The 20,356-nt window shown below is 73.4% G+C and carries 23 protein-coding genes; 10 read left to right on the forward strand and 13 right to left on the reverse strand.

The features are described 5' to 3' along the window. Positions 1-106 precede the first annotated feature (106 nt). On the forward strand, positions 107-346 hold the full coding sequence (locus FSW04_RS21630; protein ID WP_146922273.1) for a hypothetical protein: 240 nt from the start codon (positions 107-109) through the stop codon (positions 344-346). Positions 347-383: 37 nt separating this feature from the next. Here FSW04_RS21630 and FSW04_RS21635 read toward each other — a convergent pair whose 3' ends face one another. Then, entirely contained in the window at positions 384-806 is a 423-nt protein-coding gene (locus FSW04_RS21635; RefSeq protein WP_146922274.1) for a CBS domain-containing protein, read from the reverse strand. Between the two features lie 133 nt (positions 807-939). On the opposite strand from FSW04_RS21635, the gene FSW04_RS21640 reads away from it, so the two are divergent. The 6 genes from FSW04_RS21640 to FSW04_RS26485 all read left to right on the forward strand — a co-directional run bounded on the left by FSW04_RS21640 (position 940) and on the right by FSW04_RS26485 (position 6,128). Next, entirely contained in the window at positions 940-1,335 is a 396-nt protein-coding gene (locus tag FSW04_RS21640) for a helix-turn-helix transcriptional regulator (protein ID WP_146922275.1), read from the forward strand. Positions 1,336-1,512: 177 nt separating this feature from the next. Beyond that, complete coding sequence (gene coxB / locus FSW04_RS21645) at positions 1,513-2,553, forward strand: cytochrome c oxidase subunit II (RefSeq protein ID WP_187369000.1); 1,041 nt, start codon at positions 1,513-1,515, stop codon at positions 2,551-2,553. A gap of 2 nt (positions 2,554-2,555) precedes the next feature. After that, positions 2,556-4,463, forward strand: coding sequence for a cytochrome c oxidase subunit I (ctaD, locus tag FSW04_RS21650; RefSeq protein WP_228430633.1), 1,908 nt, complete (start codon positions 2,556-2,558; stop codon positions 4,461-4,463). A 16-nt stretch (positions 4,464-4,479) separates the two neighbouring features. Then, positions 4,480-5,319 carry a hypothetical protein gene (locus FSW04_RS21655; RefSeq protein WP_146922278.1) on the forward strand — a complete coding sequence of 280 codons (840 nt, stop codon included), beginning with the start codon at positions 4,480-4,482 and terminating at the stop codon, positions 5,317-5,319. Positions 5,320-5,340: 21 nt separating this feature from the next. Next, positions 5,341-5,964: a cytochrome c oxidase subunit 3 gene (locus tag FSW04_RS21660; protein WP_146922279.1), complete on the forward strand. Its 624-nt coding sequence runs from the start codon at positions 5,341-5,343 to the stop codon at positions 5,962-5,964. Beyond that, positions 5,961-6,128: a hypothetical protein gene (locus FSW04_RS26485; protein WP_187369001.1), complete on the forward strand. Its 168-nt coding sequence runs from the start codon at positions 5,961-5,963 to the stop codon at positions 6,126-6,128. The genes FSW04_RS21660 and FSW04_RS26485 overlap by 4 nt, the downstream gene beginning before the upstream one ends. A gap of 431 nt (positions 6,129-6,559) precedes the next feature. Here the strand turns inward: FSW04_RS26485 and FSW04_RS21665 are convergent, their stop codons facing one another. Next, entirely contained in the window at positions 6,560-7,291 is a 732-nt protein-coding gene (locus FSW04_RS21665) for a c-type cytochrome (protein ID WP_146922280.1), read from the reverse strand. Positions 7,292-7,431: 140 nt separating this feature from the next. Between FSW04_RS21665 and FSW04_RS21670 the strand changes: the two genes are divergently transcribed. After that, positions 7,432-7,710: a hypothetical protein gene (locus FSW04_RS21670; RefSeq protein ID WP_228430634.1), complete on the forward strand. Its 279-nt coding sequence runs from the start codon at positions 7,432-7,434 to the stop codon at positions 7,708-7,710. Here FSW04_RS21670 and FSW04_RS21675 read toward each other — a convergent pair. After that, positions 7,652-8,113, reverse strand: a complete 462-nt coding sequence (locus tag FSW04_RS21675; protein ID WP_146922281.1) for a hypothetical protein — start codon at positions 8,111-8,113, stop codon at positions 7,652-7,654. The genes FSW04_RS21670 and FSW04_RS21675 overlap by 59 nt on opposite strands. A gap of 144 nt (positions 8,114-8,257) precedes the next feature. Further along, positions 8,258-8,908 (reverse strand): hypothetical protein, encoded by a 651-nt coding sequence (locus tag FSW04_RS21680; protein WP_146922282.1) that lies wholly within the window; start codon positions 8,906-8,908, stop codon positions 8,258-8,260. A 104-nt stretch (positions 8,909-9,012) separates the two neighbouring features. Between FSW04_RS21680 and FSW04_RS21685 the strand changes: the two genes are divergently transcribed. Then, positions 9,013-10,242: an MFS transporter gene (locus tag FSW04_RS21685; RefSeq protein WP_146922283.1), complete on the forward strand. Its 1,230-nt coding sequence runs from the start codon at positions 9,013-9,015 to the stop codon at positions 10,240-10,242. Here FSW04_RS21685 and FSW04_RS21690 read toward each other — a convergent pair. The 3 genes from FSW04_RS21690 to FSW04_RS21700 are packed head-to-tail and all read right to left on the reverse strand — an operon-like array spanning position 10,239 to position 12,054. Then, a complete protein-coding gene (locus FSW04_RS21690; protein WP_146922284.1) occupies positions 10,239-10,850 on the reverse strand; it encodes a hypothetical protein in 612 nt (203 codons plus the stop codon). The genes FSW04_RS21685 and FSW04_RS21690 overlap by 4 nt on opposite strands. Positions 10,851-10,852: 2 nt before the next feature. Next, a complete protein-coding gene (locus FSW04_RS21695; RefSeq protein WP_146922285.1) occupies positions 10,853-11,635 on the reverse strand; it encodes an enoyl-CoA hydratase/isomerase family protein in 783 nt (260 codons plus the stop codon). After that, complete coding sequence (locus FSW04_RS21700) at positions 11,632-12,054, reverse strand: HIT family protein (RefSeq protein ID WP_146922286.1); 423 nt, start codon at positions 12,052-12,054, stop codon at positions 11,632-11,634. Before FSW04_RS21700 ends, FSW04_RS21695 begins: the two co-directional genes overlap by 4 nt. Before the next feature lie 88 nt (positions 12,055-12,142). Here FSW04_RS21700 and FSW04_RS21705 point away from each other — a divergent pair, with 88 nt between their 5' ends. Continuing rightward, positions 12,143-13,339 (forward strand): M28 family metallopeptidase, encoded by a 1,197-nt coding sequence (locus tag FSW04_RS21705; protein WP_146922287.1) that lies wholly within the window; start codon positions 12,143-12,145, stop codon positions 13,337-13,339. On the opposite strand, the gene FSW04_RS26490 is transcribed toward FSW04_RS21705, so the two are convergent. The 6 genes from FSW04_RS26490 to glmS are packed head-to-tail and all read right to left on the reverse strand — an operon-like array spanning position 13,328 to position 20,172. Then, complete coding sequence (locus FSW04_RS26490) at positions 13,328-14,731, reverse strand: tRNA nucleotidyltransferase/poly(A) polymerase family protein (RefSeq protein WP_187369002.1); 1,404 nt, start codon at positions 14,729-14,731, stop codon at positions 13,328-13,330. The genes FSW04_RS21705 and FSW04_RS26490 overlap by 12 nt on opposite strands. After that, complete coding sequence (alr, locus tag FSW04_RS21720; protein ID WP_146922288.1) at positions 14,728-15,867, reverse strand: alanine racemase; 1,140 nt, start codon at positions 15,865-15,867, stop codon at positions 14,728-14,730. Before alr ends, FSW04_RS26490 begins: the two co-directional genes overlap by 4 nt. Continuing rightward, complete coding sequence (locus tag FSW04_RS21725; RefSeq protein WP_146922289.1) at positions 15,868-16,338, reverse strand: CBS domain-containing protein; 471 nt, start codon at positions 16,336-16,338, stop codon at positions 15,868-15,870. A 42-nt stretch (positions 16,339-16,380) separates the two neighbouring features. Next, positions 16,381-17,916, reverse strand: a complete 1,536-nt coding sequence (locus FSW04_RS21730; protein WP_146922290.1) for an NAD(P)H-hydrate dehydratase — start codon at positions 17,914-17,916, stop codon at positions 16,381-16,383. A gap of 7 nt (positions 17,917-17,923) precedes the next feature. Continuing rightward, a complete protein-coding gene (locus tag FSW04_RS21735) occupies positions 17,924-18,286 on the reverse strand; it encodes a holo-ACP synthase (RefSeq protein WP_146923945.1) in 363 nt (120 codons plus the stop codon). Between the two features lie 2 nt (positions 18,287-18,288). Next, a complete protein-coding gene (glmS, locus tag FSW04_RS21740) occupies positions 18,289-20,172 on the reverse strand; it encodes a glutamine--fructose-6-phosphate transaminase (isomerizing) (RefSeq protein WP_146922291.1) in 1,884 nt (627 codons plus the stop codon). Positions 20,173-20,356: the final 184 nt, after the last annotated feature.

A 20,356-nucleotide genomic window follows, 5' to 3' on the forward strand; every position in this document is an offset into this window, starting at 1 on the left:
TGGACCGCAACCTCGCCCGCAAGAACGTCCGCACCGGCCTCATCGCCGGCGCCGTCTGCTTCGTCATGTTCGGCCTGACCTTCCTGGCCGCGGCCATCTACGTCTCGTGAGCGGCCTGGACCCCGAGCTCCCGCCCGTCGGCGAGGAGATCCACCTCCCGGGCGGCTCGCTGCAGCCGCTCCTGCTCACGGTCGGCATCACCATCGCCCTCATCGGCGTCACGACGAGCCTCATCCTCGTCATCGCGGGCGGCGTCCTGGCCCTCTGGACGCTGATCCGCTGGATCGTCGACGCGCGTCATGAGATGGCCGAGCTCCCCGTCCACCACGACGGCGACCGCCACTGAGCCCGCGGGCGGCCCCCCGGGCCGCCCAGCCGCGCGATCAGGCCGAGGCGTCGGCCGAGACCGACGCCGGCACCTCGCAGATCGCGCCGTCGTCCGTCCAGCAGCGCACGACGTCGCGCACGGACAGGATCCCGGCGATCTCACCCGCGTCGTAGACGATGAGGTGGCGGAAGCCGCCCTGCACCATCGCCACGGCCGCCTCCTCCAGGGACCAGTCCAGCGCGGCGAACACGACGTCGCTGGTCAGGTGGTCGCCGACGCGCTCGGCGTCGACGTCCTGGCCGGCGCCCACGGCGTCGAGCACGTCGCGCTCGGTGAGGATGCCCGGGCCGGCCGCATCACCGTCGAGGACGACGGCGGCGCCGACGCCGCGCTCGCTCATCAGCTTCGCGGCCTCCCGGAGGCTGTGTCCCGGGCCCACCGTGAGGACCACGTTGCTCATGCCGTCCCGAACCTGCATTGCGCCCCAACCCCTTCTTCTGGTCGCGATGTTTGCAACGATCGTCTCAAAGTCGCAATCTACCAGGCGGCCAGAACGACCGGGGACCCCACCTGATCCGGCGGCCATCGCCCGACGTATCCCCTTTGACGCCATGCACCGACCCGCCACCATCCGCCTCCGGACCAGCCTGTTCGACGACGCCGTCGCCATCGTCGAATCCGAGTTCGCCTCCGACCTCTCCCTCGACGACATCGCCCGCCGCGTGGCCTCCTCGCGGCGCCAGCTGCAGCGTGCCTACAGCGAGATCGGCAACACCACGTTCCGCGAGCACCTCACCGGGGTGCGGATGGACCGGGCCGCTGAGCTCCTGCGCATCCGCGGCCTGACCGTGCGCGACGTGGCGCACCGCGTCGGATACCGCCAGCCTGCCCAATTCGCCAAGGCGTTCCGGCGCCATCACGGCGTCGCGCCGTCGGACTTCCGCGCCGCCGGGCGCTTCGGGCGCCCGGAGGGCAGCCTCACGGCGCCCTCCGAAGCGGTCGCGTGAACCTCGCTTAAACGAGAGTCGTGGCGCCCCAGGGCGCCACAATCGTCCGTACATCACGGAAGGTCATTGCCCTCCGTCACGCGCTACCCGTAGGATCGCCGGGCTATGGGTGAGGAGAGCACGCGGGCGGAGGCGGATCCGCTGGGAGGACGAGGCGGCCGGCGATCGATCGGACAGATGATCGTCGTCGGTCTGATCGCGTCCGCCGTGGGGATCGCCATCGGCCTGCTCATCGACTGGTTCCCCACCGTGGGGAGCAAGCAGGCGCACAAGATCGACACGTTCTGGGACGTGCTGATCATCTGCTCGGTCCCCGTGTTCGTCCTCGTGACGACCGTGGTGCTGTTCGCGGCGCGCGACTTCCGCATGCGCCCGGGCCAGGAGAACCTCGACGGGCCCCCGATCCACGGCAACACGAAGCTCGAGATCGTCTGGACGACGATCCCGGCCGTGATGCTCGTCGCGCTCTGCGCCTACGCGCTGATCACCCTGAGCGACATCGAGAAGGCCCCTGCGGCCGGCAACGAGCGCCAGATCACCGCCACGGGCCAGCAGTTCGCCTGGACCTTCCAGTACAACGAGGGCGGCAAGAAGTTCAGCTCCACCCAGCTGTACGTGCCGATCAACGAGTCGGTGAAGTTCAACGTCAAGACCGACGACGTCCTGCACGACTTCTGGGTCCCCGCCTGGCGGATGAAGATCGACGCCGTCCCGGGCATCACGACGCACTACCGCGTCACGCCCGACAAGCTCACGGGCCCGGCCGGCTACCCCGTGGTGTGCGCCGAGCTGTGCGGCCTCGGCCACGCCTTCATGCGCTCCACGGCGCACGTCCTCTCCAAGGCGGCCTACGCGGCGTGGGTGACCAAGATGACCACGGCCGCCGCGCCCGCCGCACCCGCCGGCGGCGGCGGCCAGACCGCCGCCGTCGACGGCAAGACCCTCTTCACCAAAGGTGAGACGTCCACGGGCGCCACGGCGTGCGGCGGCTGCCACAAGCTCGCCGACGCCGGGACGGTCGGCGGCGTCGGCCCCGACCTCACCACCGCGATCAAGGGCAAGGACGCGGCGTTCATCAAGACGTCGATCCTCGACCCCAACGCGGAGATCACACCCGGATTCGACAAGGGCATCATGCCCGCCAACTACGGCCAGCTGCTGAGCCCGGCAGAGGTGGATGCGTTGGTCAAGTACCTCCAGGAGGTTGCGGCGAAATGACCATGAAGCTGCGGCAGCCGGGCTGGTACCGAGCGGCGGCGTTCATCTTCGCCGCCGCGGTGTTCAGCTTCGGGTTGAGCTGGATCGTCCGCTCGGCCTACGGCCACGGGCACTACACGCACTACGTCGAGGTCGAGTCCATCCTGCTCATCGGGATGATCGCGATGCCGCTGGCGTTCCTCGTCGGCCTGGGCTGCTTCGACTACTGGTTCTACTGGGCCTCCGGGCGCCCGACGCGGCCCGAGGACCACAGCAGCCACGGGGCGACGTCCTGGAAGGACTACTTCCGGCCGAACACCGACCACAAGGTCATCGGCATCCAGTACACCGTCCACTCGTTCTTCTTCCTGTTCGTGGGCGGCCTCATGGCCATGCTCATGCGGGCCGAGCTCGCGCAGCCCGGGCGCCAGTTCGTGGACTCCAACACGTTCAACGGCCTGTTCAGCGTCCACGCCTCGATCTTGATCTTCCTGTTCATCATCCCGGTGTTCGCCGGGCTGGCGAACTTCGTCCTGCCGCTGATGATCGGCGCGCCGGACATGGCCTTCCCCCGCCTCAACGCCCTGTCGTTCTGGCTCCTGCCGTGCGCCGGCGTCCTCATGCTGGCCTCGTTCTTCGCCCCGGGCGGCTCGTTCGCCAGCGGCTGGACCGCCTACGCGCCGCTGTCGACGACCGCGCCGCTCGGGCAGATGTTCTTCACGATCGCGGTGCAGTTCGCCGGCGCCTCGTCGATCGCGACCGCGCTGAACTTCCTCGTGACGATCATCACGATGCGCGCGCCGGGCATGTCGTTCTTCCGCATGCCGCTGCTGGCGTGGGCGAACTTCTCGACCTCGTTGCTGGTCGTCATCGCGACGCCGTTCATCGCGGCATCGCAGTTCTTCGTCCTGCTGGACTACGCGCTGGGCTGGCACTTCTTCGACGCGGACAAGGGCGGCGATCCGCTCATGTACCAGCACGTCTTCTGGTTCTACTCGCACCCGGCCGTCTACATCATGATGCTGCCGGGCTTCGGCATCGTCAGCGAGGTCCTCGCCGTCAAGTCACGCAAGCCCATCTTCGGCTACCGCATGATGGCCTTCTCGCTGCTGGCGATCGTGGTCCTCGGCTTCACGGTCTGGGCGCACCACATGTTCGTCTCGGGCATGCAGTCGTGGATCCGGATCCCGATGATGATCACCACGGCGATCATCGCGGTGCCGACCGGTATCAAGATCTTCTCCTGGCTGGCCACGCTGTGGCGAGGCGTCATCCGCCTGGACACGCCCATGCTGTGGGCGATGGGCTTCCTGACGATGTTCACCTGCGGCGGCATCTCGGGCGTGATGCTCTCGATGGTGCCGCTGGACATCCACGTCAGCGACACCTACTTCATCGTCGCCCACATCCACTACGTGCTCTTCGGCGGCTCGCTGTTCACGATCTTCGCCGGCGTCTACTACTGGTTCCCGAAGATGACGGGCCGCATGTTCGACGAGCGCCTGGGCAAGCTCCACTTCTGGACGACGTTCGTCTTCTTCAACGCGACGTTCGCGCCCATGCACATCATCGGCGTCAACGGCATGCCCCGGCGCGTCGCCGACTATGCCGACCAGTTCGCGACCTGGAACCTCGTGATCTCGCTCGCGTCCTTCGGTCTCGGCCTGAGCTCGCTGATCTTCGCCTACAACATGGTCGCGTCCTGGCGCGGCGGTGCACGGGCGTCGTCCAACCCCTGGCGCGCGCTCACGCTCGAGTGGCAGGTGTCCTCGCCGCCCCCGGTCTTCAACTTCGACCAGGTGCCGACGGTCGTCGGCGGCCCGTACGAGTACGGCGTCCCCGGCGCGGTGCACGGGATCTTCGGGCCCGCGGCCCCCGCCGAGGCCAAGGCCACGCCGGCCGGCAGCCACACGCAGCCCACCACCGAGTGAGAAGGAACGACACCCGATGAAGACCATCCTGGTCGTCGCCAACGAGACGCTCGCCGGCGCCAAGCTGCTCGAGGTCGTCAAGGAGCGCGCGGGCGGACATCCGGACGTGCGCGTCGTCGTGTGCGTGCCCCGCAACAAGCCGAAGCACGGCAACATCATCTACGACGACTTCGTCTTCGACGCCGCCAAGGTGCGGATCGACCTGGCCCGCCGCTTCCTGCGCGACCAGGACATCAACGCGGTCGGCGACATCGGCGACCCCGATCCCTACGCCGCCGCGATGGACGCCGTCGCCGAGCACCAGCCCGACGAGATCATCGTCTCGACCTACCCGGCCACGGTCTCGGGCTGGCTGCGCCGCGACCTCCTGGAGCGCATCGAGCAGGCCAGCGGCCTGCCGGTCACCCATGTCGTCCAGGACATCGACGCCGAAGGCATCCCCTTCCACGTCACCCTCGTCGTGGCGGCCAAGACCGCCAGCGGCGACGAGCTGCTCGCCAAGCTCAAGGAGCGCGCCAAGGGCCACGAGCGCGAGACGCTCTTCATCGTCGTCGTCCCCCAGGAGGGCGGTGAGGGCCAGCACGCCGCGCGCGCCCGGGCCCGCATGGCCCAGGTCGTGGACCGCATGCTCGCCGAGGGCCTCATCGCCGCCGGCATGGTCGCCGACCCCGATCCGTACACGGCCACGATGAACGCGCTGCAGTTCTTCCGCGTCGACGACGTCGTGATCTCCACCCTTCCCGCGACCCGCTCGGGCTGGCTGCGCGCCGACCTGATCGAGCGCGTGCGCAAGGCCACGAACAAGCCGGTCGAGCATCTCGAGACGGCCGACCGCGCGGCCGCGAACGCCGCCTAGCCCGACGGAGCCCAAGCCACCATGGAAGCAGCCTCGATCAGCGCCACCCACGCGCACGACGACCACCACCACGGTCCCCCGCCCGCCAACCGGAGCTCCCGCGTGGAGCCCGGGCTGCTGGGGATGCTGCTGTTCATCATCAGCGAGGTCATGGTCTTCGGGGCCTTCTTCACGGCCTACTTCTTCATCCGTGTCGTCACCCCCGACCACACGTGGTTCCCGATCGACGGCAAGGACCTCCCGGTCGCCGTGGCCGGCGTCAACACCGCGATCCTGCTGTCCTCGTCGCTGACGCTGCACTGGGCGCAGACCGCGATCAAGAACAACAATCGCTTCGGCTTCCAGGCCGGGATGCTGACCACGTTCCTGCTCGGCCTGACGTTCCTGTTCATCCAGATCAACGAGTACGCGCACATCGGCTTCCGGCCCCAGGACCACGCGCAGGCGACGATCTTCTTCGGGCTCACCGGCCTGCACGGCGCGCACGTCACGATCGGCCTCGTCCTGCTCGGGATGGTCACGATCCGGGCCTTCAAGGGCCACTACTCGCCCGAGCACCATCACGGCGTCGAGATCCCCGGGATCTACTGGCACTTCGTCGACATCATGTGGGTCGTCGTCTACACGACGATCTACGTCCTGTGACCCCCGCCGGACGTGACGCGGGGCCGCCGCGCGACTGGAACGCGGTGCTCAACCGCGTCCTCGAGCCGTTCCGCACGGAGGCCGCGGCGTTCCGCGTGCTCCTGTGGGTGGCCGCGGTGTTCGCCGTGGTCATCGCCGTGGTCCTGGTCGTCCGCGCGCTGTAGGCCCGCCCCCGGGCCATCTGGGGCCCTGGGCGACCTCCCGGGGCCCGTGGGGCCTCGTAGCTGCCGGCCGTGGGTGGCTGGGCGGACCGTCCGGGATGATCGCCGCCCATCGCTTCGCTCGCGCGCGCACGCCCCCGGATACCGACGCGCCGCGGTGGGCGCTCACGGGCCGCTGGCTCCGAGGCACCGGGACCGGCCATGCTGAGGCCCACCGTGACACCTTGACCGGCATATCGCACGTCAACCCGACACCGACCGGCACGAAACCGCAACGCCCACCGGCGACCCCGAGCGTCCCGCGCTCCGGCAGCGTCCATTCCCGCACCGATCTCCGCCGGCGCCCGGTCACGCCCGCCCGCCCGCGCGGAGCACCACGCGCACACCGCCAAACCCCTGCACAGCGCCCGGATCCCGGGCGCAACCATCAGGTTCTACTTGACGGTGAGGGTGCCCTGCATGCCGGCCTGGCGGTGGCCCGGGATGGAGCAGTAGTACGTGTACGTCTTGCCGGCCTCGAGCGTGGCCTTGAACGAGGACGTCCCGCCGTTGGCGACGACTGCGCCCTTGCCGAGCCCGTCGATGACGATGTCGTGCTGGGTGCCGGACTTGTTCGGCATCGCGATCGTGACGGGACCGGGCTGGCCGATGGCCTTGCTGGCGACGAACGCGAGCTGGCCGCCGGGGTCGGCGGGGATCGTCAGCGTCCCGTTCTTCTCCACCGCGGTCCCACCGCCGGCGGCCTTGACCGCGGTGGCCAGCAGCCCGGTGTCCTTGCCCGGCTTGGCCGTCGCGGAGGCGACGTAGGCGGCAACGTCGCGGGCGTCCTCACCGCTGACGAGCTTGGCGGGCATCTTGACGCCCGCCACGTTGGGCAGCCGGTTGGGGTAGAGGATCTGCTTGTAGACGACGCCCTCGACCGCGCCGCGGCCGAAGCCGTCCTTGAGCGACTGCTGGAAGGCGGCGTCCAGGTTCGGGCCCTGGTTGCCCTTCGTCCCGGCGCGGTCCAGCTGGTGGCAGGAGCCGCACTTGGCGACGAACAGCTGCTTGCCGGCGACGACGTTGGCCTGCTGCGGCTTGACGCCACCACAGGCGGCCACCAGCGGCACCGCGCAGAGCAGCGCTGCCATCGTCGTGGCCCGCCCCAACAATCTCGTCCTCGGCATGAGTGCGCGATCCTTTCCGACGGACCGGACGTTTGCAAGCCCTTTCGACGCTTCCGGACGGCTGTGGGCGCGGAACCGTCGCTTCCGAGAGCCTCTCGGTGGCGCGTCGCGCCGTCCACGGTCACGGTAGGCTCCCGGGTGTGAGCAACCGCCAGCGCTACCGCATGCGCACCCCGTCGACGGGGCGCGAGATCCTCCTCGAGGCCGACGCGGGCAAGATCTACCGCGACCGCGACACGGGCGAGACGCTCGAGGTCGTCGGCAAGGTCATCCCGCTGGCGCCCTCGTCGTCGCGGCTGCCCTGGGCGGTCGAGAACCTCCGCTTCTGCGAGTGGTGCGACCAGCTCGCGCAGAAGGACCTCAACGACTGCCCCACCTGCGGGCGGCGCATGGGCCCCGTCGCGGCCCACTCCGACTGAGGTCCGGCAGCATGCGCCGTCCCGTCACGGCAGTCCTCGCGGCCCTCGCCCTCACGGGCGGCCTGACCGCCTGCGGCGGCGGCGGGACGCTGCACGACGTCGTGCCCAGGACGACGCCCGACCTCGTCGCGCCCGAGAACGCCTCCCTGCCGTCCTCCACGGGGTCCGGCAGCAGCGGCACGTCGACCACCAGCTCCTCGTCGTCCTCCACGCCCGACTCGACGAGCACGCCGAGCACGTCCTCCTCGGCCGCCACGGGCACCTCCAGCGCCGGCACGGGCTCGACGTCGTCGGGCACCTCCGGGTCGGGCACCGGGAGCACCGGCGCGGCCACGGGCGGCACCTCCAGCGGCGGCACGACCGGCTCCACCGGCACCGGCGGCACGACCGGGTCCACCGGCACCGGCGGGGCCGGCTCCACCGGGGCCGGCGGGGGACCACCACCGGCACGAGCACGTCGAGCTCGGGCGGCTTCAGCGACTTCTGCTCGCAGAACCCGGGCGCCTGCCCGGGCTGATCCCGGAGGCGCGGGCCGCCCCGGCCCGCCCTACGGCGTCGAGATGACCCGCGCGGAGTACACGATGCGCGCGGTGCGGTACAGGCAGTAGTAGCGGCCGATCTGGTTGACCGCCTGGGCGGTCTGGGCCTGGCTGTCGTCGCACTGGCCCTTGTTGCGGCTGGCGCGCCACGACGTGTCGCCGCCCAGGCCGGCGGCCAGGGCCGGCGCCCAGGTCGGGACGGTCAGCCCGATGATCCAGCCCTTCTTGACGGGGATCGTCGTCGTGAGCGGGAACTCGACGGTCTGGCCGAAGTAGGGCTGCAGCTTCTGGACGTCGCCGGAGGCGACGAGCCGGGCGTGCAGCTTGGTCCCCGGCCGCATCACGGAGATCTGCGCCTGGGACTCGCCGCCCAGGCTCTTGTCGAAGAAGTCGATCTGCTTCTGGGTCGGCGTCGAGAGCTTGATCGTCCACGAGACGAGCACGCCGTCCTTCTGGACGACGTACAGGCCGCGGTTCGTGCCGATCTTGGCCTGGTAGCCCGTGGTGCGCCCCAGCGCGTAGCAGGGCTTGTCGGGGCAGCTCGGTGTCGCGTCCCCCGGATCGACCGTCGGGATGGGGTCGAGGGTCGCCGGTGCGGCCGCCGGGATGGCGAGACCCGCGCCGACGACGGCCGCCAGGACAGTGCGGAAGCGGAGCATACGGGGCCATTCAACACGAACCGGCGGCGAAGTTGCGGGTGCGTGCATGCAAATCCGGGCGCCGCCGGGACGCCGCCGCGGCCCCGGGGCCCTACGGTGCAGGGGTGACTTCGACGGGCATCGAACCACCGGCCTCGCTCGACCGCCGGCTGGTGACGCTGCTGGCCATCGCGTGCGGGGCCTCGGTGGCCAACCTCTACTACGCCCAGCCGCTGCTGGACGTCATCGGCCGCGACCTGCACGTCTCCTCCGCGGTGGCCGGGCTGCTCGTCACGGCCTCCCAGATCGGCTACGCCACCGGTCTCATCCTCCTCGTGCCGCTCGGCGACCTGCTCGACCGCCGCACGATGGTCACACGCCTGCTGCTCGTGTGCGCCGCCGGCCTGGCGCTGGCCGCGGCCGCGCCGTCGTTCGCCGTGCTCGCCGTGGCGCTGGCCATCGCCGGCGTCACGTCGGTCGTCGCGCAGGTGCTCGTGCCGCTGGCGGGCACCCTGGCCGGCGACCACGAGCGCGGGACGGTCGTGGGGACCGTCATGAGCGGCCTGCTGCTCGGCATCCTGCTCGCCCGGACGGTCAGCGGCTTCGTCGCCGAGCTCGGCGGCTGGCGCCTGGTGTTCGTCCTGGCCGCGGTGCTCATGCTCGCCCTGGCCGCCGTCCTGCACCGTACGCTTCCCACCGTGGCGCGGGCGACCGACCTGCGTTACGGCGCGCTGCTGCGCTCCATCGGCCGGCTCATCGCCGAGGAGCCGCTGCTGCGCCGGCGGATGGTCTACGGCGCGCTGGGGATGGCGAGCTTCAGCGTCTTCTGGACGTCGATCGCGTTCCTGCTCTCCGGCGCGCCCTACCACTACGGCGAGGCGACCATCGGCCTCTTCGGGCTCGCCGGTCTGTTCGGCGCGGGCGCGGCGCAGGGCGCCGGGCGCCTGGCCGACCGCGGGCACACGCACGCGGCGACGGGCTGCCTGCTGCTGGCCATCGGCGTCGCCTGGGCGCTGCTCGTGGGCGCCCCGCACTCGCTCGCGGCGCTCATCGCAGGCATCGTGCTGCTCGACCTGGGCATCCAGGGCCAGAACATCCTCAACCAGAGCACGATCTACACGCTGCGGGCCGACGCGCGCAGCCGGATCACCACGGCGTACATGTCCGGCAACTTCGTGTCGGGCGCGATCGGGTCGGCCGCGGCGTCGGTGGCCTGGAGCGCCGGCGGCTGGGGCGCGGTCAGCGCCCTGGGCGGCGGCCTGGCCGTCGCCGGGCTGACCTTCTGGGGGCTCGAGCACGTGCGCAGCCCCGTCGGCGCACGGGCCGCGGCGGCCCGGTCCGACGCCTCGGGCTAGGGCGCGGTCGTCGTCGTCGTCGTCGTGGTCGTCGTCGTCGCGCGCAGCGTGAGCGTCAGCGTCGCGGGGGCGTCGGGGGCGGTGTCGATGCAGCTGGAGCGCGGGCAGCCCGGCCGCGTCGTCTCGGCGGCCGCCTGCACGGTCGCCGGGCGCCCGATGACGCTCTGGGAGAAGCGCAGCGAGACCGTGCGGGTGCTCGGGCGGCTGACGACGGCGGCGCCGACCCGCTCGGGCAGCTTGTTGGCGCGTTCGCGCAGCACCGAGCCGCGCAGGTGGCCCTTGTCGTCGGTCGTCGCGCACACGAGGTAGTCCGGCGGCGCGTCGGGCGGCACGGAGACCGTCCACAGCTTGGCGCACACCGAGCCGGGCGGCCCGCTGTCGGCCGACAGGGCGTCGTCCTTCCAGGCCACCGCGAGCGTGAGCGAGGCGCGCAGCCGCCCGTCGCTGCCGCGCGCCAGCGAGAACCGCGTGAGGTCCAGCGAGCCGCGGACGTCGCCCTTGGGGTCGGCGGTCACGACGGGCCTGGGCGTCGTGGCGGCCAGCGCGGCCACCGTCGCGCCGGCGCCCGCCGCCGCCGCGCAGCCCAGGATGACGAGCGGGCGCCGCACCGCTACCGGCCCTCGTAGGTCGCCTGGCCGGGACCGTCGGTGAGAAACGACCGCACGGCGTTGCGCAGGTCCTCGGTGTCGAACAGGGCGCCGGAGACCTCCCCCACGATCGCGTCGGCGGCCCGGACCCCGCGCTCGGTCTGCTCGGCGACGATCGCCTTCGTCGCCGCGTGGGCGCGCGTCGGGCCGGCGGCGATCCGCGCCGCGAACGCGCGGGCCTGCGCGTCGAAGTCCTCGCCGTCGAGAACCCGGTTGACGACGTTCCAGCGCTCGAGCGTCGGCGCGTCGAACAGCTCGCCGGAGTAGATGAGCTCCTTGGCGCGCGCGGGCCCCGCCCGCTCGGCCAGCCGCTGCGGGCCGCCCATCGACGGCGTGAGGCCGACGACGATCTCCACGAGGCCGAACCGCGCCCGCGGCGCCGCCAGCAGCAGGTCGCAGGCCAGGGCGATCTCGAACGCCGCCGTCAGGCACAGTCCGTGCGCGGCGAAGACCGTCGGCAGCGGCAGGTCCTCGAGCACGTGGATCGTCGCCAGCAGCTCGTCCCACAGCGCACGGCCGCGCGCGGCCGTCATCCCGTCGAAGACCTTGCCGACGTCGACCCCGCCGCTGACGACCTTGCCCTCGGCGCGGATGAGCAGGCCGCGCGGCGGGTCGGCGGCGACCGTGGCGATCGCGTCGCGGAAGCCCGAGAAGACGGCGTCGTCGAAGAGGTTGAGCGGGGGCGCGTCGAACGTGAGGACCGCGAGCGGTCCGTCGTGCTCGAGGCGCACGACCTCGCCGCTCATGCCTCGCCCCGCAGCTGCCCGGCGGCCCCGGCGATCTCCTCGGGATCCCCCGGCGCGGGGTCCCAGGGCAGCCGCAGCGGGTCGTCGCGGTAGCGCGGGATGACGTGCAGGTGGAAGTGGAACACCGTCTGCCACGCATCGGCCCCGCACGAGTTGAGCAGGTTGACGCCGTCGGCCCCCAGGCGCTCCATGACGCGCCGGGCCTGCTGGCGCCCGGCACGCGCCACCGCGGCGAGGTCGTCGGGATCGATCGCCAGGACGTCGGCCGCGTGGGTGCGCGGCACGACGAGCGCGTGCCCGCGCGTCGCCGGGTTGATGTCCATGAACGTGACCGTCTGCTCGTCGGAGGCGACGACGGTCGAGGGGATCTCCCCGGCGACGATCTTGCAGAACAGGCAGTCGGGATCGGTCGCGGCCATGGCGCCACCTTATCCATCGACCCCGGGGGTGAGCGCATGGCGCCGTACAGGTCCGACTCAGGTTCCGGCGAGTACTGTGGACCGGCAGATGCCCGGGACCACGGCCTCGCCGACCCAGCACGCCCTGCGGGCCGACGTGACGGCGCTGTCGGCCATCGACCGCCTGCCCTGCTCTGCCGGCGAGCGCGAGGCGGCCGAGTGGATCGCCGCGCGCCTGCGCGACGCCGGCGGCCGGGTCGTCGTCGACGAGGAGCTCGTGCACGGCACGTACTTCTGGCCGCTCGGGCTGCTCAACGCGCTCGGCGCCGCGGGCGGCGCCGGGCTGCTGGCGGGCCGCCGGGCCGCGGGCGCCGCGGGCGCGGCCGGCGCGGCCGGGATCTGGCAGGACCTCACGGGCGGGCGCCGGCGCGCCGTGCGCCGCCTGCTGCGCCGCCGCCACACCACGAACGTCGTGGCCGAGTTCGGCGACCCCGACGCCGCGCACACGCTCGTCGTCCACGCCCATCACGACGCCGCGCGCACGAGCTTCATCTTCGACCAGACCGCGGCCGAGTTCATGGTCCGCCGGGCGCCGTGGCTCATGGAGCGCACCGACCGCTGGCCGCCGCTCATGGTCCTGGTCATCGGCGGTCCCGTCGCCGTCGCGCTCGCCGGGCTGACCGGCGGGCGCCGCCTGGCCGGCGTCGGCACGCTGTGGTCGGCGATCACGGCGTCGGTCATGGCCCACATGGCCTGCCAGCCCGTCGTGCCGGGCGCCAACGACAACCTCAGCGGCGTCGCCGTCCTGCTGGAGGTCGGCCGCCGGCTGCAGGCCGCGCCGCCCGCCGGCGTGCGCGTCATCCTGCTCTCGGCCGGCGCCGAGGAGGCCAACCAGGAGGGCATGCTCGCGTTCGCGCGGCGCCACCTGGCGCGCCTGGCCCCCGACCGCACGTCGTTCCTGTGCCTGGACACCGTCGGCTCGCCCGAGCTGGTGCTCATCGAGGGCGAGGGCTTCCTGCGGATGTTCGAGTACCCCTCCCAGCAGAAGGAGCGCGTCGCGGCCGCCGCGCGCGACGCCGGCGTGCACGTGCGGCGCGGCATGCGCTTCACGTTCGCCACCGACGGCCTGGTGCCGCTGCGCCAGGGCTACCAGGTCGCGGCGATCGGCTCGGTCACCGAGTTCCTCGTGCCGGCCAACTACCACTGGCCCACCGACACGGCCGAGAACGTGGACTACGGCTCGGTCGGCGACGCCGTCGAGCTCGTCATGGCGATGATCGCGCGCTCGGCGCCGTCAGCCGCCTGAGGCGGCCAGGCGCCGGGCGAGCGCCAGCGCCTCCTGCGGCGTGGCGATCTCACCCGCGAAGCGCGCCTCGGCCAGCTGCGCCAGCAGCTCCCCCGTCCACGGGCCGGGCGCCCGGCCCAGCTCGGCGGCCAGCGCGTCGCCGCGGACGAGCGGCGCGGGCCGGCCCGTGGCCCAGGCCAGCGCGTGGGGCAGCACGACGCGGGCGACCTCGAGGTGGCCGGCGATCGCCCCCTCGGCGTTGCGCCCCCGCGTGGCGAGGCGGTCGGCGACCGAGAGCAGCGAGACGTCGACCTCGACGGGGTCGGTCGCGACGAGGTAGCGGTGGATCGTGCGCAGGTCCAGCGGCGCCTCGTGGACGAGGTAGCCCAGGCGCAGGTGGTGGCGGGCCAGCGCGGCCACGTGCGCGCGCAGGCGCTCGCTCGTGCGCAGGCGCGCCAGGGCGGCGCGCGAGCGGTCGGCGCCGAGGTCGGCGTGGCCCGGGAAGCCGAGGACCGACCCGTCGGCGTGGCGGGTCTGGGTCTCGGGCTTGGCGCTGTCGTGCAGCAGCGCACCCAGGCGCAGCGCGTCGCCGCGCGTCAGCTCGTCGGCCAGCGGCTGCTCGAGGTGCGCGCGCACGGACGCGGCCAGCTCGGCGCCGAGGGCCGCGCCCGGGTCGCGCTGCAGCGCGACGGTCTCCTCCAGCACGGCCAGGGTGTGGTCGTGGACGTCGAGGTGGTGGTAGCGGTTCTGCTCCACCCCGCGCAGGTCGCTGAGCTCGGGCAGCACGTGCGGCGTGAGGCCCAGGCGGTCCATGAGCGCCAGGCCGGCGAGCACCTCGTCGGCGGCGACGATCCGCCGGAGCTCGGCGAAGACGCGCTCGGCCGCGACACCCTCGATGGCCGCCGCGCGCGCCCCGGCCGCCGTCACCGTCGCGGCCTCGGGCTCCAGGCCCAGCTCGCACGCGAAGCGCGCGAGGCGCAGCACCCGCAGCGGGTCGTCGTCGAATGCGGTCGGCGCGACCATGCGCAGGCGCCGCGCGGCGAGGTCGGCCGCCCCGCCGTGGGGATCGACGACCGGGCCGCCGGCCAGGGGCTCGGCCATCGCGTTGATCGTGAAGTCGCGGCGCGCGAGGTCCTCGTGCAGCGAGGAGCCCTGCAGCGGCGTCAGGTCGGCCTGCCAGCGCCGGCCGGGCCCGATGACCCGCCAGGCGCCGAAGGCGTCGGAGAGCTCGAACGCAGGCCCGCGCGCGTGGCGCGCCAGGGCACGGGCGGCGGCGCGCACGTCGCCGTCCACGACGAGGTCGAGGTCGGCGACCGGCCGGCCCAGCAGGCCGTCGCGCACGGCGCCGCCGACGATCCACGCCGCGACGCCGGGCAGCGCGGCGCGGGCGGCGTCGACGGGCTCGGCGCTCACGCGGGCGCAGGCTCCCCGTCGCGGTGGTGCACGCGCGGGACGCGGGACGAGAGGCCGCAGGTCACCTCGTAGTTGATGGTGTCGAGGTGGCGCGCGACGTCCTCGGCGGTGATGCGCTCGCCGCCCTGGATGCCGATGAGCACGACGTCGTCGCCGGCGGCCGCGGGCACCGCCGGGCCCTCCCCCGCGCCGAGGTCGAACGTCACGTTGTCCATGCTCACGGTGCCGACCAGCGGGATCCGGCGCCCGCCCACCAGCGCCTCGGCGCGGTTGGTCAGGCCGCGGCGGTAGCCGTCGCCGTAGCCGATGGGGACCGTCGCCAGCGTGGTGTCGCGCGCGGCGACGAAGCGGCGGCCGTAGCCGGCGCTCTGCCCTGCCGCGCAGGCCTTGACGGCCGCGACGTAGGACACGAGGCCCAGCGCGGGCTCGAGGTCGCGGGCCGCGGGATCCTCGCCGAAGGGGTCCAGGCCGTAGATCGCCACGCCGGGGCGCACGAGGTCGAAGTGCGAGGCCGGGTCGCGCAGCAGGGCCGCGCTGTTGGCGGCGTGCAGCAGGACGCCGGGGTGGCGGTCGCGCAGCGGCTCGGCCCAGGCGCGGAAGCGCCGCAGCTGCTCGCCGAAGAACGCGTCGCCGGGCTCGTCGGCGGTCGCGAAGTGCGTCCAGGCCCCGGCGAGCTCCAGCGTGGGAGCGGCGGCCACCGCGTCGGCCAGCGCGGTCGCCTGCGCGGCGTCGCGCGTGCCCAGGCGCCCGAGGCCGCTGTCGAGCTTGACGTGGACGCGGATCCGGCGCCCGTCGGCGGCCAGCGCGTCGAGCAGCTCCGGGGTCCAGACGGTGACGTCGGCCGCGGCGTCCAGCGCGACGGGCAGCTCCTCGTCCGACAGCGCGCCGAGCAGCAGGATCCGCACGTCGGGGCCGATCCCCGCCCGGCGCAGCGCCAGCGCCTCGCCGGCGGTGGCGACCGCCAGCCAGCCGGCGCCGCCGCGCAGCGCGGCGCCGGCGGCCGCGAGCATCCCGTGGCCGTAGCCGTCGGCCTTGACGACGGCGCAGACGATCGCGCCGTCGGCCGCGCGGACCAGCCGCGCGACGTTGCGCTCGATGGCGCCGACGTTGACGAGGGCCAGCGCGCGGCGCGCCACTCAAGCGCCCTGGTGCAGCGCCGACAGCACGTCGGCGCGGGTGATCAGCCCGACGTAGCGGCCGTGCTCGGCGACGGGCAGGTGGCTGTGGCCGCGCTCGACGATGACGTGGGCGGCCTCGTGGACGGTCGCGGTCGGCTCGATGGTCACCGCCGGCTCGCTCATGAGGTCGTGCACGCGCGCGGCCGAGGCCTTCTTCAGGCGCCGCTCGAAGGCCCGCAGCTCTGGCGGGAAGAACAGCAGGCCGCCGAAGAGCTCGATGTAGTGCGGGATGTGCAGGTCGCCGTCCTCGTCGGCGATGACGAGGTCGTTCTCGGTGACGACGCCCACGCAGCGCCCGCCCTCGTTGACGACCGGCAGGGCCCCGACGTCGTGCTCCTTGAAGAGCCCGATGACGTCCTCCACGCCCGCGTCCTCGGTCACGGAGGGCGCGTCGCGGTCCATGATCTCGGCGACGGTCGTGGCGGCCATGCCGCCCGCACTCTAGAGCGTCGTCCTGCGGCCCGGCCGCCGTCAGACCAGCGTGCGGGCCAGGTGCTCGACGACGTCGGAGGCGATGACGCCGTCGGGGCCGCCGAGCGCGGCGGCGGCGCGCCGGCCGGCCTCGGCGTGGGCGTGGACCGCCGCGCAGGCGGCCTCGAAGGGCTCCATCCCGCGGGCCAGCAGCGCGGCCACGACGCCCGACAGGACGTCGCCGGTGCCGGCGGTGGCCAGGCCCGGGCTGTCGCCGGGGCTGACGCCCACGCGGCCCTCGGGCTCGGCGACGATCGTGTCGTCGCCCTTCAGCACGACGATCGCCCGCGCGCGGCGCGCGGCCTCACGCGCGTGCTCGAGGCGGCGGGCGCCGACCTCGGAGGCGGAGGTCTCCAGCAGCCGTCCCAGCTCGCCGGCGTGCGGCGTCAGGACGGTGGGCGCCTCCCGGCCGGCCAGGTCCTGCAGCCGCCCGGCCAGCGCGTTGAGGCCGTCGGCGTCCAGGACGAGCGCGGCGGTCGCCTGCGTGGCGATCCGGCGGGCGAACGCGGCCGGACCGTCGCCGCGGCCCATGCCCGGGCCCAGGACGACCACGCCGCCCCGCTGGGCGATGCGGTCCAGGACCTCCTGCGCCCCGGCGGGGGTGTGGGCGCCGTCCTCGTCGGGCAGCGGCGCGCTCATGACCTCCGTGAGCTTGATCTCGACGATCGCGTTCAGCGACGCGGGCACGCACGCGGTGACGTAGCCCGCGCCGGCGCGCATGGCGCCCAGCGCAGCCAGGCACGGCGCGCCCGTCAGCCCGCGCGAGCCGCCGGCGACGAGGACGTGGCCGCTGGCGAACTTCGTCGAGTCCGCGCCCCGGCGCGGGTAGCGGCCCAGGACGCCCGCGCCGATCAGCCCCGTCGCCGCGCGGGCCGGTGCGCCGGTGGCCGGGATCCCGATGTCGACGACGGCGACCTCCCCCGCGTGCGCCTTGCCGGGGTGGATCCACAGCCCGGGCTTGGCGGTGTGGAACGTCGCGGTGACGGCGGCCCGCACGCCCTCGCCCTGCACCGCGCCGGTGGAGGCGTCCACGCCGCTGGGGACGTCGGCGGCCACCACGGGCGCGGACGCCGCGTTCATCGCCGCGATCGCCCCCGCGACGTCGGCGCGCGGTGCGCCGGCGAACCCCGTGCCCAGGACGGCGTCGACGATGACCGCGGCGCCGTCCAGCGCGGCGGCCGAGAACGGCTGCGGCGGGTCGCCGGGCAGGCGCTGGAGGTTCGCGGCGGCGTCGCCCTTCAGCCCGGCGAGGTCCGAGGTGGTCAGCACGGTGACGGCACGGCCCTCGGCCCGCAGCAGCCGGGCCGTGACGTAGCCGTCGCCGCCGTTGTTGCCGCCGCCGCAGACCACGACGACGTCGCCGCCGGGCGCCACGTCGGCCACGGCGCGGGCCAGGCCGGCGCCGGCGCGCTCCATGAGCTCGAGGCCGGGGATGCCGAGCGTGCCGATCGCCCACGCGTCGGTCGCGCGCATGCGCTCGGCGTCCAGGAGGGGGACCAGCCCCTCGGGCAGCGGGTCGGGCTCGCGCTGGGCCATCGTCGCCTCAGCGTACGACGGCCACGGCCCCCGCGGTCTCGCGCGAGTGCGTCAGCGACACGTCGACCGACGCGCCGAGCGCCGAGAGCGGGCCGTGCAGGACGATGCGCGGCGGCCCGCCGTCGGTGACGACCTCGATGTCGCGCCACGACCACGCCCGCAGGCCCAGGGCCTTGGCCACGGCCTCCTTCGCGCAGAAGCGCGCGGCCAGGTGCTGCCCCGGGCGCCGGCGCGCCGCGGCGTAGGCCTGCTCGGCGTCGGTGAACAGGCGGGCGGCCAGCGCCGGGCGCCGTGCCAGGGCGGCCTCGAGGCGGTCGATCTCCAGGAGGTCGAGCCCGACGCCGGGCGGACGGGGCGGTCCGGGCGGGATGCCTACTCCACGGTGACGGTCTTGGCGAGGTTGCGCGGCTGGTCGACGTTGAGGCCGCGCAGGCGGGCGATGCGGTAGGCCAGCAGCTGCAGCGGGATGACGGCCAGCAGCGGCTGCAGCATCCAGTCCATCGCGGGGATCCGGATGACCTGCTCGGCGTGCTCGCCGATCTCGATGTTGCCCTCGCTGGCGATCGCGATGACGTGCGCGCCGCGGGCGCGCACCTCCTGCACGTTGGAGACGACCTTGTCCAGGAGGGGCGAGTCGGTGGCGATGCACACGACCGGCGTGGACTCGTCGAGCAGCGCGATCGGGCCGTGCTTCATCTCGCCGGCCGCGTAGGCGTCGGTCGGGATGTAGGAGATCTCCTTGAGCTTCAGCGCGCCCTCCATGGCCACCGGCAGGCCGACGTGGCGGCCCAGATAGAGGAAGAACTCGCGCTGGTAGTGCTGCCGGGCGATCGCCTCGAGGTCCAGGCCGCTGAGCAGCGCGTCGATCTCGTGGGGCACGCGCTTGAGCTCGGTCATGAGCCGCGTGCGCGTCGCGACGTCCAGCGTGCCGCGCAGCTCGGCCAGCCGCAGGCCCAGCAGGTACATGACCGCGACCTGGCAGATGAAGGTCTTCGTCGCCGCGACGCCGATCTCCAGGCCCGCGCGGGTGTAGAGGACGCCGTCGGCGTCGCGCGTGGCCTGCGAGCCCATCACGTTCGTGATGGCCAGCACGGTGGCGCCGCGCTCGCGCGCCAGGCGCATCGCGGCGAGGGTGTCGGCGGTCTCGCCCGACTGCGTGATCCCGATGACGAGGTCGCCCTCGCCGACGATCGGGTTGCGGTAGCGGTACTCGGAGGCGACCTCGAGCTCGACCGGCACGCGGGCCCACTCCTCGATCGCGTAGCGGCCGATGAGGCCGGCGTGGAAGGAGGTGCCGCAGGCGACGACGATGATCCGCCTGACGCCGTGCAGCAGCGCCTCGTCGAAGCTGGCCTCCTCGGCCAGGTCGACGCCGTCGGTCCGCACGGTGCGGTCGGCGATCGTCTCGGCGACGGCGTCGGCCTGCTCGTGGATCTCCTTGAGCATGAACGTCTCGAAGCCGCCCTTCTCGGCGGTCTCCTCGTCCCAGTCGATCTCGACGATCTCGCGGCGCAGCTCGGTGCCGTCGGGCAGCAGGAACGTCACGTCGCCGGGCGTGACGACGACGAGCTCGCCGTTCTCGATGTACTGCACGCGGCGCGTGTGGACCAGGAAGGCGGGGATGGCGGAGGCCAGGAACGTCTCGCCGTCGCCGCGTCCGATGATGAGCGGGCACTCCTTGCGGGCGCCGACGAGCGTCTCGGGCTCCTCGAGCGTCATCGCGACGAACGCGTAGTGGCCCTGCAGCTCGGCGTAGGCGGCGCGGACGGCCTCGGTGAGCGACGGCTCGGCCATCGTCTCGAGGTGGTGGGAGACGAGGTGGGCGATGACCTCGGCGTCGGTCTCGCTCGTGAACTGCGCGCCCTCGTCGATGAGGCGCTGCTTGAGCACCAGGTAGTTCTCGACGATGCCGTTGACGACGACGTGCACGCGGTTGGTCGTGTCGAAGTGCGGGTGGGCGTTGGTCTCGTTGACCCGCCCGTGGGTGGCCCAGCGCGTGTGGCCGATGCCCGTGGTGCCCGTGCGCGTGGCGACCGCGACCGGGCCGTCGGGGCCGGCGGGCGCGGCGGCCGAGCGGCGCTGCACGGCATCGACGAGGTTGGCGAGGTTGCCCACCGCGCGCACGGAGTCGATCGCGTCGCCGGAGAGGATGGAGATCCCCGCCGAGTCGTAGCCGCGGTACTCGAGCTTCTGCAGGCCCGCCAGGAGGATCTCCTGCGCCGAGCGCTTGCCGACATAGCCGACGATGCCGCACATGGGAGGCCTCCTTCGGATCGGTTCCAGGTCCGGTGCTGCGTCCCATCGGGCTCCGGTGCGCCCGTCCGTGGGCTTTCGAGAGTACCAACCGCACCCCTGCCCGACCTGACCGTCCGGACGGGCTTGGGAGGGGAGGCCGGGGCGCCCGGGAGCCCGGGCCCCGCCACCGACGGGCGCGTCGCGC

Origin of the sequence: Baekduia soli (assembly GCF_007970665.1) — a bacterium.
In the GTDB taxonomy this organism is placed as follows: domain Bacteria; phylum Actinomycetota; class Thermoleophilia; order Solirubrobacterales; family Solirubrobacteraceae; genus Baekduia; species Baekduia soli.

Excerpts from the sequence above, each read along its gene's own strand:
- FSW04_RS21680 (WP_146922282.1), bottom strand. The coding sequence starts at position 8,908 with ATGCTCCGCTTCCGCACTGTCCTGGCGGCCGTCGTCGGCGCGGGTCTC.
- FSW04_RS21655 (WP_146922278.1), top strand. The coding sequence starts at position 4,480 with ATGAAGACCATCCTGGTCGTCGCCAACGAGACGCTCGCCGGCGCCAAG.
- FSW04_RS21700 (WP_146922286.1), bottom strand. The coding sequence starts at position 12,054 with ATGGCCGCGACCGATCCCGACTGCCTGTTCTGCAAGATCGTCGCCGGG.
- FSW04_RS21725 (WP_146922289.1), bottom strand. The coding sequence starts at position 16,338 with ATGGCCGCCACGACCGTCGCCGAGATCATGGACCGCGACGCGCCCTCC.
- FSW04_RS21695 (WP_146922285.1), bottom strand. The coding sequence starts at position 11,635 with ATGAGCGGCGAGGTCGTGCGCCTCGAGCACGACGGACCGCTCGCGGTC.
- FSW04_RS21705 (WP_146922287.1), top strand. The coding sequence starts at position 12,143 with ATGCCCGGGACCACGGCCTCGCCGACCCAGCACGCCCTGCGGGCCGAC.
- FSW04_RS21640 (WP_146922275.1), top strand. The coding sequence starts at position 940 with ATGCACCGACCCGCCACCATCCGCCTCCGGACCAGCCTGTTCGACGAC.
- FSW04_RS21665 (WP_146922280.1), bottom strand. The coding sequence starts at position 7,291 with ATGCCGAGGACGAGATTGTTGGGGCGGGCCACGACGATGGCAGCGCTG.
- FSW04_RS21730 (WP_146922290.1), bottom strand. The coding sequence starts at position 17,916 with ATGGCCCAGCGCGAGCCCGACCCGCTGCCCGAGGGGCTGGTCCCCCTC.
- FSW04_RS21635 (WP_146922274.1), bottom strand. The coding sequence starts at position 806 with ATGCAGGTTCGGGACGGCATGAGCAACGTGGTCCTCACGGTGGGCCCG.
- coxB (WP_187369000.1), top strand. The coding sequence starts at position 1,513 with ATGATCGTCGTCGGTCTGATCGCGTCCGCCGTGGGGATCGCCATCGGC.
- ctaD (WP_228430633.1), top strand. The coding sequence starts at position 2,556 with ATGAAGCTGCGGCAGCCGGGCTGGTACCGAGCGGCGGCGTTCATCTTC.
- glmS (WP_146922291.1), bottom strand. The coding sequence starts at position 20,172 with ATGTGCGGCATCGTCGGCTATGTCGGCAAGCGCTCGGCGCAGGAGATC.
- FSW04_RS21660 (WP_146922279.1), top strand. The coding sequence starts at position 5,341 with ATGGAAGCAGCCTCGATCAGCGCCACCCACGCGCACGACGACCACCAC.